Genomic DNA, 17,132 nt, shown 5'->3' with positions numbered 1-17,132 from the left:
ACCACATGAACGGACACACCAATCCCTCCTTTGACGAAGCCATGCCACTGGGGGTGTCTGATGCGCAATTCATCAATGACCTGCATGAGCTACTGGAGCGCCACGGCAACCTGGATCGCTTCGGACTCTGCCTGCTGCACGATCACTTCGCGGTCGCCGAGGACGAGATCCTGCTCGAATGCAACGACCATGAAGCCCGCACCCTGCACCTGGATGTGGTCAAGCGCGGTGCGCTGCCGGAAAGCAAGTTCACCAGCTGGCGCATCGGCGGCCCTCGGGCCGAGGCCCTCACCGCTTGCGCCATGGACAAGTGCAAGGTCGAAGCCCTGACCGCTTGTGCCATGGACAAGTGCAAGGTCGAAGCCCTCACCGCTTGCGCCATGGACAAGTGCAAGTAGTTCCAGGTCCTGCCGATGGCCAGTGGCGGGCACGGGAGGCCGATCGGCTGCCGTGCTCGTCCTGGCTCGCGCAGTTTTATCAGCGGCGCCACGGTGCCTTGGTCGGCTCCGGCACCGCGGCGCTGGAACTGGCGTTGCGCCAACTGGGGGTCACCGGCACCTGGCGGGTCGCGGTTCCGGCCGCCACCTGCCATCAAGTGGTGGCCGCCGTCCTCAATGCCGGCGCGATACCGGTGATTATCGAAAACGCCGCCGACCTGCTGCTCAGCAGCGAGGCGCTGGCGCCCCATATCCATGGCCTGGACGCGGTGATCGCGGTCCATCAATACGGCTTGCCTTGCGACATCCCGGCCTTGCGCCAGTTGCTGGGCCCGCGCCTGCCCATCATCGAAGACAGCGCTGGTGCCTGGGATCTGTGCTGTCCCGGCGCATCGCTGGTGGTCACCTCCCTGGGCCACGGCAAGGCCCTGGACATTGGCGGCGGTGGCGCGCTGTTCGGTGACCTCGCGGTGGATGGCGATATCGACGTCTGGTCGCCGGGCCAGCGTTCCCGCGCACGCCCGGCCTTGAGCCCGGCCCTGTCGATTCATGCCCTGCCGGCGCTGATGCCAGCCGTCGCCAGGGCCCAGGCCCGCAGCCAGCGCCTGCGGCAGCAGATGCCCGGGCTGCTGGCGCGCTTGCGCGATGCCGGCCTGGAGCCCTGGACCGCGGCTGGATCGGCGCTGCCCAACGGTCAATACCTGGCGATCCGCACCCGCGAACCGCAGTTGTTCGAACGCCTGCGCCACAGCCCCCATGCCGAAGCCCTGGGGGTCTGCGCCCCGGCGGCCGGCGCGCTGCGGGAACTGCCCATGCTGCGCGGCCGTGGCGAGGTGGCCCAGGGGCCGCAAGCCAGCCTGGAACTGCGCCGCAACTGGGTCCTGCTGGACCCCATCGCCGCCCTCGACCACCCCGGGCGCCTGGATGCCTGGGCCGGAGACACTCGATGAACAGTCCCGCCGCCTGGCAACCCCAGCACGATCTGAACCGGCCTTTCGCCGCAGGCCCACGGGTGCAACGACTGGCCGACTACGCCCAGAGCGGTCAGACGCTGAGTACGGAACAGTTGCTCGGGGTGGCCGGTGCTCGGGTGCTGTTCGCCAACTACCCGGCGCTGCGCGCCGACTTCGATGCCCCCTGGGAGGGGGCAACGAAGGAGGCCATCGACCGCTGGCTGCTGGACCACGCCGCTTATATATCCACCAGCCAGGCAGCGGCCCAGGGCATCAACACCCCGATTGCCCTGGACGACCGACGAGTAACGGGCTGGCGTCCGCCGCGTTATGGGCGCGCCGCGGTGCTGTGCGCGCCGGCCAGCGAGCAGGTGCTGTTCGACATCAAGGGCATTGGCGTGCCGCCGGACGAAGCCCCGCAGTTGCCCCATTCCAACGGCTTGCTGACCCTGGCCGAGGCGGTGCATGAAGTGCTGATGGAGCACCTGGTGTTCGCCGCCATGAGCCACGCCGGCGCGGCGATCACGCCATTGCCGGCCTATGCCCTGATCGACCTGGGCTTCGATGCCTTGTGGCATGACGGGCGTGCGGCGGAACCGGCGGTGCTGCTGTTGCGTCGGGCCTGCACCCGTCCGCGCTGCCAGTGGCAGCGCTACTGGCAGGGCCCCGAACTGGCCGGGGCCCTGATGCAGGCCGAGCTTCTGCTGCGGCGTTATGGCTTGACCGCCAGCAGCTGCGGCGCGGTGCGCTTTCACCTGTGCCAGGAGAACGGCGAACTGCAAGTCAGGCGCGATGAGCAAAGGCTGGCGGTCAGTGCTCAGGTGGCCGAGACGCTGCACCGCCTGTTGAGCGCCAACCGGGGTGCGCCGTTACTGATCGATGGGGTCAATGTGCAACTGGCGGGGGTGTCCAGCGTGGCGCCGTTGCAACTGCAGGTGATGGACTTTGGCCGCTATCGGTTTGCCGAGCGTTTCGAACATCACCTGTACGCCTGGATCGACGCCGATTACCAGAACCTCAACGGCCTGTACCTGGCGCCGGACGATCCGCGCTACGTCCAGCCCGATCCGCGCCTGAGCCTGGCACGCAGTGCCGAGGGCCGGTGTTTCGCCGAACTGCAACGCCAGGTCGAGGGGTTTCGCCAGGGCGGCGAACCCCAGCGTCTGTGCCAGGCGTTGCGCGCCGCCCTGGCGGAAGCCTGCCAACCATTGCGCGGTCCGGCCTGAATTGCGGAGCTGGATGAGGCTCAGTCCCTGCGTATGCCCGTCGCGGGTCGGCCCCCACGATCAGGGTGATCGCGCTCGATGAAGCGGCGCAGTCCTTCCTGGGTTTCAGGGGCGTGGATCGAGCGATTGAAGCACTGGGCTTCTATCTTCAAGCCTTCGGCCAAGGGCAATCCGTATCCCCGGATGGCCGCTTCCTTGTCCGAGCGCATCGCCGGTTGCGGCAGTCCGGCCAGCACCTGGGCCAGTTCCAGCGCGCGCTTGAGGGAGCGCCCGCTGGGCACTATTTCGTTGACCAGGCCGATGCGGTAGGCCTCTTGGGCATCAATCACCTTGCCGGTCAGAATCAGTTCCATGGCCCGGCCCATGCCGACAATCCGCGGCAGGCGCTGGGTGCCACCGTCCGCCAGGCCGATGTTCCAGCGGCGGCAGGTGACGCCGAACGAGGCATGCTCTTCGGCAATGCGCATATCGGCAAAACAGGCCCACTCCAGGCCACCGGCATAGGCCACGCCATTGACGGCGGCGATCACCGGTTTATAGACGTCGACCCAACGGCTGGGGCCGATGATTCCGGGACGTTCGCCACGATCATGGGCGGCCATTTCCTCGGCGCTCGACGGCACCAGTTGCGCGGCGGCCTTGAGGTCGCCGCCGGCACAAAAGGCCCGGTCGCCGGTGCCGGTAATGATCGCTACCAGGGCCGTGTCGTCGTCGCGAAAACGCGTCCAGGCGTCGATCAATTCAAGGTGGGTCACAGGGCCGATGCAGTTGCGCTGCTCGGGGCGATTGAAGCGGATGACCACTACGGGTCCGTGCTGCTCGTAGGCGATTTCCTTGAAGTTCATGGCAGCTCCTGTTGCAGGTCGTGGCGCGGTTGAGCGAAACCCGAGTGCAGTATAGGCAGCCCTGGCGAGCGCTCCCGTCCGGCATCCGCGCTCAGCTCGAACTGGCACCCTTGCAATCGCCCCTGTTAGCCTGCTCATCCGTCCCCTGACCGCAGAGCTGCAGCATGACGCCTTCAGCGCAATTCTGGCGCGACCCGAACCTGCCTTACGTAGAAAGCCGCCGAGCCTGTGACAGCCGCGCCAACTACAGGGCCCACAGCCACCCGACAGTGTCCATCGGCGCCGTGGACCGTGGCGTCAGCCTGTTCACTGGCGGCGCCGAGGGGCCCACCCTGATCCAGGCCGGCAGCGTGGTGTTCGTCCCGGCCCATTGCGCCCATGCCTGCAATCCCCAGCCCGACACGGCCTGGAGCTACCAGATGCTGCACCTGGAGCCGCGCTGGGTCGAAGGCGTGCGCCTGGAAGCACAGCAGCAGGCGGCATTGGCGCCTGGCCAGGTGCTGTTGAGTCACGACGGGGATCTGTACCAGCGCTTTTGCCGCCTCAACGACCTGCTGTTCTCCACCGCCAGTTGGCAAGACAAGGAAGCAGCGCTGATCGAGTTCATTGGCGACTTTCCGCTGCAGGGGCAGCCGGTGATTGCCCTGGCCGCCGATCCGGGCCTGGCCGGCGCCGGGGTCCGGCGGGTCATGCAATTTCTGCAACAGGAGGCGCAACAGGCTCACCCGCTGCAGCGCCTGGCAACGCTGGCGGGCCTCAGCCGCTACCAACTGATCCGGGCCTTTCGCGCCGCCACCGGAATGACGCCCCACGCCTACCAATTGAACCAGCGCATCATCCAGGCCCGCACCTCGCTGCAGGCCGGCGAGGCCCCGGCGGCCCTGGCCCAGCGTTTGGGCTTTGCCGATCAGGCGCACTTCCAGCGGGTGTTCAAGGCCCATGTCGGGGTCACCCCGGGTTTGTACAAGCGCTGAAGGCCGCGCAATTTTCTTCAATACCCCAGCGCTGACGCCCGGCAGACTTCCAGCCCCTTCTCGCCTCTGGAAGTCTGCCTTCATGATTCAACAGTTCCTGCTGATCGCCGCCGCGCATTTTCTCGCCCTGCTCTCCCCCGGGCCGGACTTTTTCCTGGTGGCGCGCCTGTCCATGGCCAGCGGCTGGAAACCGGCCACCGGCGCCTGCCTGGGCATCGCCCTGGCCAACGGTCTGTTCATTGTCCTGGCCTTTGGCGGGGTCTCGGTATTGCGCCCCGACAGCTGGCTGTTCCTGGCGATCCAACTGGCCGGTTGTGGCTACCTGCTTTACCTGGGCTGGTTGTTCATCCGTCACGCTGGCACCAGTTCCCTGGCTGCGGTGGATGCCCAGGGCGACAGCCGGGCGCTGCACCGGGCCACCTGGTGGCGCGGCCTGGGCGCGGGCCTGCTTTCGGGCCTGCTCAACCCGAAGAACGCCCTGTTCTATGTCAGCCTGGCGTCCCTGGTGGGCGCCCAGACCAGCACCGCCTGGAAGCTGGTCTATGGCGTATGGATGTTCAGCGTGGTCTTGCTGTGGGATGTGTTGGTGGCGCTGGCCATTGGCAATGGCCGGGTACGGCAGCGCTTCTCCCGCGCCCTGCCCTGGCTGGAACGAATCACCGGGGTGATCCTGATCCTCATGGCACTGGCTGTGATCGCGGCCACCCTGTTGCGCCACTGAGCCGGGCACTTGAGTCAGGTTCTAAACCGAGCATTGAATCGACGGCCGTCCTGCACGTTGAAAGTTACAAATAAACAACAAAGCAACACGCGGTTGTCATCCTTGACAGTCGATAGTGTGCGAAGCGCACATCAGCTGCCGGGCAGGACCACGGGCCTTGCCCTTCTCCCCAACGCACAGGAGTACAGCCATGTCACAACAGCCTCGCCTGGGATGCGGCGCCGCTATCGTCCGCGATGGCCAGTTACTGCTGGTCAAGCGCCTGCGGGACCCCGAGGCCGGTTGCTGGGGATTGCCCGGAGGCAAGGTCGATTGGCTGGAGCCGGTGGAGCAGGCCATGCGCCGTGAAATCCTCGAAGCACTCGGACTGACCCTGCAAGGCGTCAGCCTGTTATGCGTGGCGGACCAGATCGATCCCGAACGGCAGGAACATTGGGTTTGCCCGGTGTACCTGGCCTCCGCCCCGGCCATGGCGCCGCGTAACAACGAGCCGCACAAGCACAGCGACATCGCCTGGTTCGAGCTGGACCGGTTGCCCAAGCCCCTGACCCTGGCCACCCGCGCCGCCGTGCGGGCGCTGGTGCAGATCGCGGCGCTGGAAGATTGAACGCGCATATCACCCAAGGCCCAGAGGTTGATCGTCCGGGGCATGGCTGCAACAGCAGGACCCGCCTCCGGGCAGCGTTCGACACTTGGCCGTGAGTCCGGCTCAATCCACAACCCAGACTGCGACCGATGGCCGCAGGCATTGGTCTAATTAGCCCGCCGCTGCTTTCGTCTGTTTGCTACCATGCGCGGGTTTTTGCCTGTCTGGCTGTTCAAAGGGCGTTATTTCATGAGTGTTTTGCTGACTCGCCGCACCCTGCTTACCAGCGCCGGGGTGCTTGGCCTGGGCCTGCTCGCCGGTTGCGACAACAGTCCCCGACTGTCCTTCAAATATGGCAAGGACCTGAGCAATCAGATTCTCGGCCGCACCTTCAAACTCACCGATTCCCAGGGCGAAACCAAGTCGCTGTCCAGCTACCGTGGCCTGATGCCGATGATCTTCTTCGGCTTCACCCAGTGCCCGGCGGTCTGCCCCACTACCCTGGCCCGCGCCGCCCAGGCCAAGAAACTCATGGGCCGCGACGGCGACCGCCTGAAAGTGGTGTTCATCACCCTGGACCCCGAGCGCGACACGCCCGAGGTGCTGGACGCCTACGTCAAAGCCTTCGACCCGAGCTTCGAGGCGCTTTACGGCACCCTGGAAGAAACCGCGGCCACCGCCAAGGAATTTGGCGTGTTCTACGAAAAGATCCCCAGCGGTTCGACCTACACCCTGTCCCACACCGCCACCAGTTTCGTCTACGACTCCCGGGGCACCTTGCGCCTGGGTCTGTCCCAGTCCCTCAACGCCCAAGAGTGCGCGGAAGATCTGCTCACCGTCATGGAGGTCTGTTAATGAACTCGCAACGTCGCCCATCCCGGATTCAATCCGCCCTGCTGCTGCTCTCCCTGCTGGGCCTGGCCGGCACCGCCAGCGCCGCGACCCAGGTGGACAACGCCTGGGTCCGCGCCACCGTCCCTGGCCAGCACGCCAGCGGCGCCTTCATGGACCTCACCGCCAGCAGCGACAGCAAGCTGGTTGAAGTGCAATCGCCCGTGGCCAAGAACGTGCAGATCCATCAGTCGAGCATGCACAACGACGTGATGAGCATGCAGCAAGTGGACGCCTTGGCCCTGCCGGCCGGGAAGAAAGTCAGCCTGGACAGCCACGGCTATCACGTGATGCTCATGGAGCTGACCGGCCAGATCAAGGTGGGTGACAAGGTGCCGCTGACCTTGATCGTGGAAAACGCCAAGGGCGAGAAGCAGTCGATCAAGGTTCAAGCCGAGGCCCGGGCGCTGGATGCGCCGGATCACAGCATGATGAAGCACTGAGTGCGGTAAACGACAGCGCTCCAAAGATCTGAAAAAGCCGGTTTCTGTTCAGCAGAAACCGGCTTTTTTTTGCCCCGCACCTTGCCAAGAGACGGGGCGACTTGAGCCTCAGTAAATCCCCCGCGCCAACCACACCGTCAGCCCGCAGCACTCCGGGTCTTCACTGACCTGCTGCACCACCTCGAAACCGTGGGTATCGAGCAAGGTGCAGTATTCCCCCGGGTCCAGGCTCGCGTGGTACAGGGCCTCGCCTTCGAACTCGCCGATGGCCTCCCCTGCTGCAGGTCCGCTGGTGAACATCAGGGCGCAGCCCGGGCCGGCATGGCGTTCGAACACGGCGAACATGGCGCGCTGATCGTCCGGGCTCAGGTGGAACAGGCTGTTCCAGGCCAGAATGCCGGCAAAGTCCTGGTCCAGGGCCAGACCGCGCATGTCGGCGTTGATCCACTGCTGTTGGGGAAAGCGCTGGCGACACTGATCCAGCAAGGCAGCGCTGCTGTCGACGCCAGTGACCGCGTATCCATGTTCGAGCAGATAGCGCGCTACCGGCTCGCCACCGCCGCACCCCAGGTCCAGTACCTGTCGGCCAGACCCCATGACCTGGCGAAAGCGTTCGAACCAGGCTTGTTCGCTGTGAAACGCCTGGGTGTTGGCCCGGCGCGCCCGGTCCCAAGCCTGGGCATGACGCTGATACAGATCGACGATGTGACGGGCGGATTCGTGCATCCACAGGCTTCCTTGTGCTGTTCGGTGGCCGCGAATTACAGCACAAGGGCGCCAGGCAAAGCGAAGTTGGCGGTGCTGCGTTATGTGGCCTGGCCGTTGGCATCCCAGGCCACCGGGGCCTGACCGAGGAACTGACGCAGTTCGGCCAGCAACTTGTCGCTGGAGTGGCTGCTGGGCCGGTCGGCGACAAACCTCAGGCCCGGCATGATTGCCTGCACCCCGTCGTAGTGCCACTGCCCAGGAGTGCGCTCCGTTTCCTGCAAGGCCCGGGCGAAGATCGCCAGGTCCCGACGGGCCCGGGGAATGCCGCTGCTGCGCTCGACCCAGCTTTCATAACGCTGGCGGATTTCGATACGCCCCTGATTGACGATGGCCAGCACCGCGCAGCGGCTGCGATTGTGCAACGCCACCGGCGACAGGCCGAAGTACTCGCCCTCGCCCTGCCATGCGCCGTCAGGCAGGCGAAAGATCGCCAGATCGATGTCCGGGTACTCTTCGATCCGTGTGGCGGGATGCTCCACCAGCGCCGTGCTGCGCTGCAGCTCCTGCATGGCCGGGTCGTACAGCTCGGCGTAACGCCGGGTGTTATCCAGCACATCGGCCAGTTGCGGCAGCAGTGCGGTGAAACGCGCCATGAGTTGCCGGTCGTTGCCGCCCTGGCTGTGGCTGCGCACTCGGGCGGCCAGGGCATGCAGGGTAAAGGCGCAGTGCAGGGCCTGGGGCGAAGTGCCCCGGGTGAAGTCGCCGAGTCGTGCGATATCGATCAGCGATTGACGGTGCCGCAGGGCCTGCTCGGGGGCCAGGAAGGCGTAGACCGAGGCCAGCCCGTCAAGATCGAAATGATCGCTGGTGATCACCTGCGCCTGTTCCACCCTCAGCCCCTGCTGGAGAAAGATCAGGGCGCTGGTGGTGGACAGGTTGGCCTTGTAGGCGCTGGGAGTCTTGTTGGCCGGCCAATGGGACAGGGTCAGCACGGTGGCCGGATTGTCGATGGAATCCAGGGAGATATTGGACCGTCTGCGGGTCTGGCCCAGGGGCAGGAATCCATAGGGGCTGTGGGGCCCCAGGCGCCAGGGTTGCAAGCCAAGCTCCAGCGGCGCTTCGCCGGCGCCGGGCGCCGGTCGCTGATGCAACTGCCGGGGCAGCTCCCGCAGCGCCGGCGTTGCGCTGCTGAGTTCGCCCGAACCGTCCAGGCGATAGCTGAACTGGCGCAGGTTCTCCCGGCGCAGGTCCCGGGGGTTGCCATTGCACACCCCGCAGCCCGGGCCGCCAAGGACGCTGAGCAGATCGGTGAACTGATTGTCGGCAATGCCGATGGCGCGTCCCCCCAGCAGACGAAGGTCCAGGTGCGCGAACAATGGGGCGACTCCCGGATCGAAAAGGAAGCCCTGTTCCTGGCAAGCGGTATTGAGGCTGTTCATCTGTATGTCCTTAGAGAGTGATGAGTCAGGCAGGCCTCAGGCCTCGGCCAGCGCCCGGGTATGGTGGCGCCGGACCTGACGCATGCTGATAAACAGCAGGGCCGATACCCCGGCGTAGAGACCGAACAGCCAGCCCGCGGCCTGGGCCGTACCGGCAACACCGGCGCTGGAGCTGAGTCCGGCCAGGTTGACAATCATCCCCGCCAGCGCCGCGCCCAGGGCCGTGGCCACCAGTTGCACCGTGGTGATCGAAGCGCCCGCCAGCTCCTTCTGGTCATCGGCCGCGTTTTCCAGGACTCGGGACAACAGATGGGGCCACGCCAGGCCGATCCCTGTGCCCACCAGCAACATGGCCAGGCACACCGCCCCCAGGCTCAGGAGCGGCGTGGCCGTGGCAGGCATGAACAGACAGGCCAGGAGCAGGCCGGCCACCACCAGAAACGGCCCGCTGGCGATGGCCCGGGCCGCGCCCCGGGGGCTCAGGCCAGAGCTGAAGATCGCCCCCAGGGTCCAGCCGGCCGCCATCAGCGCGGCGATGTAACCCGCCAGCAAGGGCGTCTGCTGATGCAGTTCTTGCAGGAACAGCGGAACAAAGACCTCGCTGGTCATGCCCACCACCAGCAGCGCCATGGAGAGGTACAGCGCCAGCAAGGGGCTACCGGACTTCAGGCTGTCGCGGGGCAAGAGACGTTTGCCGGAGCGGTTCTCCAGCACCACCACCAGCAGCAACAGGCCCAGACCGACGCTCAGGCCCAGCGCGTTGTACCCGGGCGAAGGTGTGATGCTGCCAATGGAGATCGCCAGCACCACCGCGGTCAGCAACACCAGTTGCAGCCCGGGAATGGGGCTGCGGGGCGCCGTTTCGCGGCTTTTGCCCGGTAACAGGGCGATCGCCAGCAGCATGAACAGCAAGGTGCAGGGCAGCAGCACCCAGAACGCCGCACGCCAGGCGCCGTGTTCGGCGAAGACCCCGCCCACGGCTGGGCCGATCAGGGTGGCCGCGCCCCACATGGCGGAAATCAGCGCCATCGCCCGGGGCCATAGCGGCTCGTCGAACACCAGGCGGATCATCGCGTAGGGCAAGGCGAACAGCAGCCCTCCGCCCAGGCCCTGGACACTGCGCCCGATGATCAGCCAGCCCATGTCCGGGGCCAGGGCACACAGGCCGCAACCGAGCATGAACACCAGGCCGGCCAGGGCATAGGCGAGCTTCGGCCCCAGTATCCCCAGGGCCCGGGTGGACAGCACCGAACCTATGATCGAGGCCACCACGAACAAGGTGGTATTCCAGGCGTAGTAGTCCAGGCCGCCGATATCCTTGACCACCGAAGGCAACAGCGTGGTGACCAGGTACACATTGATTGCATGCAGCGCCACGCCACCGGCCAGGGCTGCCGAGCGCAGTCCGTTCTTGCCCAGTAACAGTGCTGACCATCCGCTTGTCGAAGCCATGCCTTGCTCCCTTAGGGTGTTCGATAAAGCCGCACTGTATTACACAAGCAATTACTTTGATAATTAATTTTTCATCGCCTCGCTCTCTTGCCCAATCCGCCGTTCAAAGCGCGACAATCGCCGGGCCCCTTGGCCGGAGCCTGTTATGCTTGCGCGGTTAGCAGCGTCCTGCACGCCCTTGATACCCCACTTGCGCATTGGTTAATGGCCCAGCATGTCCTCGATATCCTCCCCTGCCGAGAAAAAGAACCCCGGAGCCACCGCCGAGCGAATTCTGTTTCTGCTGAAAACCCGCGGCCCCTTGAAAACCGCCGACCTGGCCCCGCTGCTCAAGGTGTCCCTGGAAGCCACCCGCCAGCAGCTACAGAAACTGCTGGACGCTGAACTGATCGCCGGGCAGATGATGGCGGCCCAGGGCGCCGGGCGTCCGTCGCAGAAATGGGTGTTGACCGAGCAGGCCCAGGCCCGTTTTCCCGACACCCATGCCCACCTGACCCTGCAACTGATCGATTCGATTCGCGCGGTCTATGGGGCCGACGGCGTGGAACGCATCGTCACTGATATGGAGCGGGTCAACACCGCGCAGTACCTCGACGTCTGCGCCCCGCTACCGACCCTGGAAGAACGGGTCCGGGCCCTGGCGCAGATCCGTGAAGTCGCCGGCTACATGGCCAGTGTCGAGGCCGACGGCGAGGGCTGGCTGTTGATCGAGAGTCACTGTCCGATCTGTGTCGCGGCCCAGCAGTGCCAGGGTTTCTGCCGCTCCGAACTGCAAGTGTTCCAGGCCGCCATTGGCGACCTTGGGCAGGTGCAGCGCGTGGAGCACCTGATCACTGGCGATCGACGCTGCGTTTATCGCATCAGCGCCCTCCAGCCGAGTCCCCGCCCGTGATCGCCCCGACCCTGTCGCGCCTGCTCAAGGGTGGCGCGCTGATCCTCGGCGTTGCCGCACTCACCCTGCTGGCCTGGCGTGCCTACGACAGCGAGCGGGGGCCGGCGCTGCAACCCTGGCACCTGCGGGTGCCCCATGAACTGAGCATCGAACAGATCGATCGCGCCGATTGGGCGGCCTGGATGCAGGCCGAGGAGCGTTTGTTTGCCGAAGTCCGGCATGAAGTCAGCGACCGCCTGGACCCGACCCAGGTCCCGCCCTTCAACCGTTATCGCGTGGACAGCCGGGTCTACCCGCCCCGCTTTGCCACCGACTGGAACCGCTCCTACCTGCTGCGGCCCTCAGGCACGCCACGAGGCGTGGTGGTGCTGCTGCATGGTTTGACCGACTCGCCCTACAGCTTGCGCCACGTTGCCCGGCGCTACGTCGAGCACGGTTACCTGGCCATCGGCCTGCGCCTGCCCGGCCACGGCACGGTGCCGGCCGGCCTGACCGACGCCCACTGGCAGGACTGGCTGGCCGCTACCCGCCTGGCCCTGCGTGCCGCTCGGGCCGAAGTCCCGGCGCCTGCGCCCTTGCATGTCGTCGGTTACTCCAACGGTGGTGCCCTGGCGGTCAAGTACGCCCTGGACGCCCTGGACAATCCGCAGTGGCCCCAGGCCCAGCGCCTGGTACTGATTTCGCCGATGATCGGCGTGGCCCCGTCGGCGCGCTTTGCCGGTGTGGCCGGCTGGCCGGCGGTGTTTCCGGCCTTCAGCAAGGCGGCCTGGCTGAACCTGCGCCCTGAGTACAACCCGTTCAAGTACAACTCGTTTCCGGTCAATGCCGCGCGCCAGTCGTGGCTGCTGACCGATGCCCTGCAAAGCCAGTTGCTGGCCCTGGTGGGCGACCCGCGCCTGAACCGGTTGCCACCGATCCTCAGCTTCCAGTCACTGACCGATGCCACAGTCAGTACCCCCGCCCTGGTCACCGGCCTGTACCGGCAACTGCCGGCCAACGGCAGTGAACTGGTGATTTTCGACCTCAACCGGGACCGGGACTTCGAAGGCCTGCTGGACCCCGCCAGCCTCACCTCCCTGGCCAGCCTGCTGCCGGCACCGCCGCGCAACTACAGCACCCGGGTGCTGACCAATGAAGGCAGCGGCGGCGCGGCCCTGGCCGAAGTCAGCACCCCCGCCTTGAGCCTGGACAGCCAGCGACGGCCCCTGGACCTGGCCTATCCGGCGGGGGTGTTTTCCTTGTCCCACGTGGCCTTGCCGTTCCCAGTGGACGACGGTTTGTACGGGACCCAGCCCACCCCCCGTGAAGACTTTGGCGTGCACCTGGGCACCATCGCCGCCCGCGGTGAACGCGGCGTGCTGGTGGTGCCCATGGAGGAGCTGATGCGCCTGACCGCCAACCCGTTCTTCCCCTACCTGATCCAGCGCATCGAAGCCGATATAGATCAAGCAACAGTTCAATCATTGATTCGCTGAATAGCTGGATGTTAGCGTCTGCCCCCTTTTTTCCCCTTGATTTCCGAGGGGGCACGACTGCCGCGATGGCAGGGAACCCTGATGAAAGCAATGCTTCGAACCCAAGTCGCGGGCCTGGCCCTGCTGCTGGCCGCCGCCAGCCAGACGCTGCAAGCCGCCGCGCAACAGGACTACTGGTACGTGCAGACCAGCGTCTACACCAACCACTGGAGCAACGATCCCGACCACAACAACCACCAGGATCTGATCGGCCTGGAGCGCAACTACGCCGACGGTCAATTGTGGGGCGTGAGCACCTTTCGCAACTCCTTCTCCCAGCGCTCCTACTACGCGTACCTGGGCAAGGCCTGGGAACACGCCGACTGGCCGGTCTACGCCAAGCTCAGCGGCGGCCTGATCCAGGGCTACAAGGGCGACTACAAGGACAAGATCCCGTTGAACCACTTTGGCGTGGCGCCGGTGCTGATTCCGGCGGTGGGCGTGCACTACGGACCGGTGGGCACCGAGCTGGTGGTGCTGGGCGCTGCCGCAGTGATGGTCAACGTCGGCTACCGCTTCTGAGCGCCGGCAAACTCGCACAATCGTACAAGACGCTGTCTCGCTGCCTTTCCTAGACTCCATCGACCAATGACTGGGGCGCCGCTCCGGGTCTTTGCCTCGGTAATGAGCAAAAGGTGAGGAAACCTATGCAGGTCGAGCAACAGATGCCGTTCGCACAAAGCACGTCAGGTGCTCTGCGCAGGGTGGCCCCGGCCGCGCTGGCCATTGTCCCGGTGAGCATGCTGTTCGGCCTGCTGGCAGGTCGCGCCGACTGGTCACTGCTGGAGGTGGCACTGGTGGGGCTGCTGGGATTCACCGGCAGCGGTCAGTTCGCCGCCCTGCCCCTGGCTCAGTCGGGAGCCGGGTTCTTCACCCTGTTGCTGGTCTCGGCTTCGATCAACAGCCGTTACCTGCCCATTGCCTTCACCTCCAGCCCACGGTTGCCCCGGGGGTTCCTGCAAAAGGCCGGGGCGGCCCATATGCTGGGGGACGAGGCCTACGCCACCGAGCACGAACGGGACAATCCGGTCACGGTGCTGGTGATACGCGCAACGATCTTCCTGACCTGGGCACTGGCCGGGGTGCTGGGGGCATGGCTGGGCAAATGGCTGCCGCTGCAGTGGATCGGCACCGAGGTCAACCTGGGCTACCCGGCCAGCGTGGTGCTGATGTACCTGTCGCTGGCGCAGTTGCGCAGCCGCTTGAGCCTGGCGCACGAACCGTGAGCATCCGCCTGCAACCCGGCCTGCAGCGTTGCCTGGAGCAGGTGCTGCCGGTGGCGGTGTTCATCAACTTCGCGGTGTACATCGCCTTCAGCGAGATGAGCCGCGAGCCCCTGGCAGCCTCGGTGTCCCTGTTGCTGGTGGGGCTCATTGCCCTGAGCAACAGCCTGGGCCTGATCAGCACCGCGGCAATTGGCACGGCGGCCTATTTTACGGTCCTGCACCTGAGCGCTGCGGCCTGATGCAGGCCGGTTTCGGGACTATGGTTGATCCTCGCACCCCAGTCCCTGGCGCTGGGGCTCTTCATCCGCCAGGGTCTTGCCGGTACGGGCCATGATCTGCCCCTGCAAGGCCCGCAACTCACTGCCGTCCAGACGCTTGCAGCTGTTGATTTCCCAGACATCGCCGGTGGCGGTGCTCACCGAGAACAGCCCCCAGTACTCAGTGGCGCCGGCCTTGGGATCGTTGTAGCCGAGGCTGAAGTCGAAGTAGCCCGGATGCGGCGGCTGGCCGCTGTCGTCCTGCAGGTCACCATCGACAAAGACCCCGGGTTTGCTCAGTTGATAGTCCTGATGCTTCAAGGCTACCAGCAGCACTTCCTGGGCCTGCTCGCGGGTCAGGCCCGTGGCCTTGACCTCATCCGGCTGCAGCACTGCACCGGCACAGGCGACGAGTGCCGCGCAGACCAGGGGCAGGCCCAGCAGCCATGCGTGGGGTTTTTTTCTCAGCACGCCATGCGCCCTCTGACCGCGACAATGATCTTCGCCAGGTACTCGGCAAAACCGTTGCGGCCACCGGAGGCCGCGTCGCCACTGTTGTAGCCGCTGCGCACCAGGGCCTGGGCGAACTCCATGGGGTCGCGCTTGCTGCGCACCGACGAGCCATAGCGCAAGGCGAAGGACTGGGCACACTTCTGGAACGAGTCGAACTTCGCCACCTTGATGTTGGCGTTGCCCTGAGGCGCCTCGGCCCCGCTCTGCAGGGGCGCCGGGGCATGCAAGGAGAAATAGTTATTGAGCTCGCGGGCAATACGTCCGGCGCCGTACTGGCTCTCCTGGGCCGCCAGGCCAAGGATGTTTTCCACCGGCAGGTCCAGTTGATCGGCGATCGGCTGGCAGGCTGCCTTGTATTTGCTGACAAAGGTCACGGCATTGGTGTTGTTGCACAGTTTGGCGCTCACGATTGCTCCCTCATTTGACTGGTCGATTCCATTTGCCACAGGTGAAACATGCCGATTATAGAGCAGCATCCAGGCCTTGCCTCAGGCCTGCGCACCGATACCAATGACTGATTTCACGCAAAAAATTGACGCTTTTTTCTCGTTATACACTCTAGATTGCAAGTGATTTCTACGTGCCGCGCCTGTTCCTCATGAGCGGCGCCACTTTGAACAAGGACCGCACGATGAACAGTCCTGCCAGCGAAGCAGATGAATACTTGATGATGCAGGCCGCCCACTGGTGCATCCGCCTGCGTGAGGCCGATTGCAGCCTGGATGAACGCCAGGCGTTCGAAGACTGGCTGCAGAGTGACCCAAGCCACGCCTTTGAGTACGCCAAAATGCTCGAGGCCTGGGACCTGACCGGGCATCTGGCCCCTTCCGGGCCGACCTATTGAACGGCTGACACTCACAGGTCAAAGCGGTCGATGGCCCGGCGTCGTTCATTGTCATCACGCATGTCATAGCTGGCGGTGGTCTGGATATTGGTGTGGTGCGCCAGCTTCTGGGCGATCGACAGGTCATGTTCCTCGATCACCCGGGTAATGAACGAACGACGAAAGTCGTGGGGCATGATGCGCACGCCAACCTGGGCGCCCCGCTGGCGGGCGATGTAGTAGATGGCGTGCTTGCTGATGCGTTCACGGGTGATATGACCACCGCGACGGATCCGGTTGAACAGGAAAGCGTCGTCCTCAAGGCCTGCCGGCAAGTCTGCGCGACGCAGGTCCAGCCAGTCCTGGAGCTTGTCGAAGGCCCAGGCCGGGGCGTACTTGATCAGTTGTTTGTTGCCCTTGGCCAGCACCTGCAGGCTGCGCTGGACGAAGTCCACCTGGGCCAGGTCCAGGTTCACCGATTCGGACTTGCGCATGCCCGAGCCGTAGAGCACCGCGATGATTGCCGCGTCGCGCACGCCCTGGGGCCGCGGGTCGGCGGCACACACCGCCATCAGGTCCTGGATCAGCCCACGCTTGAGATTGCGCCCCCGGGACAGGCGTGTACCGCCCATGGCCTTGACCGAGCGCATTTTCAGCAGATGGTCCTGGCTGATCAGACTGCTGCGCCAGGCTTCGTTCATCACCCCGCGCAGGGCATTGACGTACAGCGACGAGGTATTCGGGGCATAGCCGTCACGGCGCAATGTGGCCACCAGGGCCGTCACCTGCTCGGGTTGCAGGTGGTGCCAGGGGATGTCCTCAAGGTTGAGTTCGTCATACCCCAGGCGATCGGCGGCGTCCTGCAGCACGTAACGCAGGGTCGACTGGCTGGAGGGCGCCAGACGGGCCAGGTACAGGCGCAACGGGTTGGCCTTGTGCGCGTTGTCGGCAACGGCCGGTTGTTCCTGCGAAGTCATGCTCCCCCCGAAGGCAAAGACGATGCCGGAGCGCAGTTCCCTGCGCCGTTCATGGCCAAGTTCAAGACACCGTTCAAAGCCTCCTGCAAGCGCTCCTTAAAGTGCTTCTTCAAGCCCTTGAAATGGCTGCCGGCACCCCGCCGCACTACAACCTTGACAGCAAACTGAACACTAGCTGTCTGGCCCGCAGAAAAACGGACTTTTGCCCTATTTTTCATATTCGTTTCACATTTTTCCGCTTAATCTCAGCCACCA

At 65.1% G+C, this 17,132-nt stretch carries 21 protein-coding genes; 14 read left to right on the top strand and 7 right to left on the bottom strand.

Annotated features, from left to right (window positions below):
• Positions 1–5: 5 nt before the first annotated feature.
• The 3 genes from PQT43_RS12325 to PQT43_RS12315 are packed head-to-tail and all read left to right on the top strand — an operon-like array spanning position 6 to position 2,616.
• Positions 6–398 carry a hypothetical protein gene (locus PQT43_RS12325; RefSeq protein ID WP_272753993.1) on the top strand — a complete coding sequence of 131 codons (393 nt, stop codon included), beginning with the start codon at positions 6–8 and terminating at the stop codon, positions 396–398.
• The gene (locus PQT43_RS12320) at positions 389–1,387 is read left to right on the top strand and encodes a DegT/DnrJ/EryC1/StrS family aminotransferase (protein ID WP_272753992.1); all 999 of its coding nucleotides are present in this window, start codon (positions 389–391) and stop codon (positions 1,385–1,387) included. The genes PQT43_RS12325 and PQT43_RS12320 overlap by 10 nt, the downstream gene beginning before the upstream one ends.
• Positions 1,384–2,616: a hypothetical protein gene (locus tag PQT43_RS12315; protein ID WP_272753991.1), complete on the top strand. Its 1,233-nt coding sequence runs from the start codon at positions 1,384–1,386 to the stop codon at positions 2,614–2,616. Before PQT43_RS12320 ends, PQT43_RS12315 begins: the two co-directional genes overlap by 4 nt.
• A gap of 20 nt (positions 2,617–2,636) precedes the next feature.
• Here PQT43_RS12315 and PQT43_RS12310 read toward each other — a convergent pair whose 3' ends face one another.
• Complete coding sequence (locus PQT43_RS12310) at positions 2,637–3,461, bottom strand: enoyl-CoA hydratase/isomerase family protein (protein ID WP_221812222.1); 825 nt, start codon at positions 3,459–3,461, stop codon at positions 2,637–2,639.
• Positions 3,462–3,625: 164 nt separating this feature from the next.
• Here PQT43_RS12310 and PQT43_RS12305 point away from each other — a divergent pair, with 164 nt between their 5' ends.
• The 5 genes from PQT43_RS12305 to PQT43_RS12285 all read left to right on the top strand — a co-directional run bounded on the left by PQT43_RS12305 (position 3,626) and on the right by PQT43_RS12285 (position 7,076).
• The gene (locus PQT43_RS12305; protein WP_272753990.1) at positions 3,626–4,435 is read left to right on the top strand and encodes an AraC family transcriptional regulator; all 810 of its coding nucleotides are present in this window, start codon (positions 3,626–3,628) and stop codon (positions 4,433–4,435) included.
• Positions 4,436–4,520: 85 nt separating this feature from the next.
• On the top strand, positions 4,521–5,156 hold the full coding sequence (locus PQT43_RS12300) for a LysE family translocator (protein WP_220039253.1): 636 nt from the start codon (positions 4,521–4,523) through the stop codon (positions 5,154–5,156).
• Positions 5,157–5,346: 190 nt separating this feature from the next.
• The gene (locus tag PQT43_RS12295) at positions 5,347–5,763 is read left to right on the top strand and encodes an NUDIX hydrolase (RefSeq protein ID WP_170005055.1); all 417 of its coding nucleotides are present in this window, start codon (positions 5,347–5,349) and stop codon (positions 5,761–5,763) included.
• A 228-nt stretch (positions 5,764–5,991) separates the two neighbouring features.
• A complete protein-coding gene (locus PQT43_RS12290; protein WP_102880055.1) occupies positions 5,992–6,597 on the top strand; it encodes an SCO family protein in 606 nt (201 codons plus the stop codon).
• Positions 6,597–7,076, top strand: coding sequence for a copper chaperone PCu(A)C (locus PQT43_RS12285; protein WP_267268209.1), 480 nt, complete (start codon positions 6,597–6,599; stop codon positions 7,074–7,076). Before PQT43_RS12290 ends, PQT43_RS12285 begins: the two co-directional genes overlap by 1 nt.
• A 108-nt stretch (positions 7,077–7,184) precedes the next feature.
• Here PQT43_RS12285 and PQT43_RS12280 read toward each other — a convergent pair whose 3' ends face one another.
• The 3 genes from PQT43_RS12280 to PQT43_RS12270 all read right to left on the bottom strand — a co-directional run bounded on the left by PQT43_RS12280 (position 7,185) and on the right by PQT43_RS12270 (position 10,675).
• A complete protein-coding gene (locus PQT43_RS12280) occupies positions 7,185–7,802 on the bottom strand; it encodes a class I SAM-dependent methyltransferase (RefSeq protein ID WP_213666390.1) in 618 nt (205 codons plus the stop codon).
• A gap of 80 nt (positions 7,803–7,882) precedes the next feature.
• Positions 7,883–9,223 carry a DUF6687 family protein gene (locus PQT43_RS12275; protein WP_267268210.1) on the bottom strand — a complete coding sequence of 447 codons (1,341 nt, stop codon included), beginning with the start codon at positions 9,221–9,223 and terminating at the stop codon, positions 7,883–7,885.
• A 36-nt stretch (positions 9,224–9,259) separates the two neighbouring features.
• Positions 9,260–10,675, bottom strand: a complete 1,416-nt coding sequence (locus PQT43_RS12270; protein WP_267268211.1) for an MFS transporter — start codon at positions 10,673–10,675, stop codon at positions 9,260–9,262.
• A 214-nt stretch (positions 10,676–10,889) separates the two neighbouring features.
• Between PQT43_RS12270 and PQT43_RS12265 the strand changes: the two genes are divergently transcribed.
• From PQT43_RS12265 to PQT43_RS12245, 5 genes are all read left to right on the top strand, one after another.
• Positions 10,890–11,567: a helix-turn-helix transcriptional regulator gene (locus PQT43_RS12265; protein WP_272753988.1), complete on the top strand. Its 678-nt coding sequence runs from the start codon at positions 10,890–10,892 to the stop codon at positions 11,565–11,567.
• Positions 11,564–13,042, top strand: a complete 1,479-nt coding sequence (locus tag PQT43_RS12260) for an alpha/beta hydrolase (RefSeq protein ID WP_272753987.1) — start codon at positions 11,564–11,566, stop codon at positions 13,040–13,042. The genes PQT43_RS12265 and PQT43_RS12260 overlap by 4 nt, the downstream gene beginning before the upstream one ends.
• Before the next feature lie 90 nt (positions 13,043–13,132).
• Positions 13,133–13,603 carry a sn-glycerol-3-phosphate transporter gene (locus PQT43_RS12255; RefSeq protein ID WP_123390800.1) on the top strand — a complete coding sequence of 157 codons (471 nt, stop codon included), beginning with the start codon at positions 13,133–13,135 and terminating at the stop codon, positions 13,601–13,603.
• A gap of 113 nt (positions 13,604–13,716) precedes the next feature.
• Complete coding sequence (locus PQT43_RS12250; RefSeq protein ID WP_272753986.1) at positions 13,717–14,307, top strand: AzlC family ABC transporter permease; 591 nt, start codon at positions 13,717–13,719, stop codon at positions 14,305–14,307.
• The gene (locus tag PQT43_RS12245) at positions 14,304–14,546 is read left to right on the top strand and encodes a hypothetical protein (protein ID WP_267268214.1); all 243 of its coding nucleotides are present in this window, start codon (positions 14,304–14,306) and stop codon (positions 14,544–14,546) included. Before PQT43_RS12250 ends, PQT43_RS12245 begins: the two co-directional genes overlap by 4 nt.
• An 18-nt stretch (positions 14,547–14,564) precedes the next feature.
• Here the strand turns inward: PQT43_RS12245 and PQT43_RS12240 are convergent, their stop codons facing one another.
• Positions 14,565–15,035, bottom strand: coding sequence for a hypothetical protein (locus PQT43_RS12240; protein ID WP_272753985.1), 471 nt, complete (start codon positions 15,033–15,035; stop codon positions 14,565–14,567).
• Positions 15,029–15,484, bottom strand: coding sequence for a glucosaminidase domain-containing protein (locus tag PQT43_RS12235; protein WP_242553852.1), 456 nt, complete (start codon positions 15,482–15,484; stop codon positions 15,029–15,031). The genes PQT43_RS12240 and PQT43_RS12235 overlap by 7 nt, the downstream gene beginning before the upstream one ends.
• 224 nt (positions 15,485–15,708) lie before the next feature.
• Here PQT43_RS12235 and PQT43_RS12230 point away from each other — a divergent pair, with 224 nt between their 5' ends.
• Positions 15,709–15,921 carry a FecR/PupR family sigma factor regulator gene (locus PQT43_RS12230; RefSeq protein ID WP_110651786.1) on the top strand — a complete coding sequence of 71 codons (213 nt, stop codon included), beginning with the start codon at positions 15,709–15,711 and terminating at the stop codon, positions 15,919–15,921.
• An 11-nt stretch (positions 15,922–15,932) separates the two neighbouring features.
• Here the strand turns inward: PQT43_RS12230 and PQT43_RS12225 are convergent, their stop codons facing one another.
• Positions 15,933–16,877 carry a site-specific integrase gene (locus tag PQT43_RS12225; RefSeq protein WP_267268216.1) on the bottom strand — a complete coding sequence of 315 codons (945 nt, stop codon included), beginning with the start codon at positions 16,875–16,877 and terminating at the stop codon, positions 15,933–15,935.
• Positions 16,878–17,132 lie beyond the last annotated feature (255 nt).

Origin of the sequence: Pseudomonas sp. BLCC-B112 (assembly GCF_028550695.1) — a bacterium.
Taxonomy (GTDB): Bacteria; Pseudomonadota; Gammaproteobacteria; order Pseudomonadales; family Pseudomonadaceae; genus Aquipseudomonas; species Aquipseudomonas danubii.
This window is presented reverse-complemented; position numbering and strand designations above follow the sequence as displayed.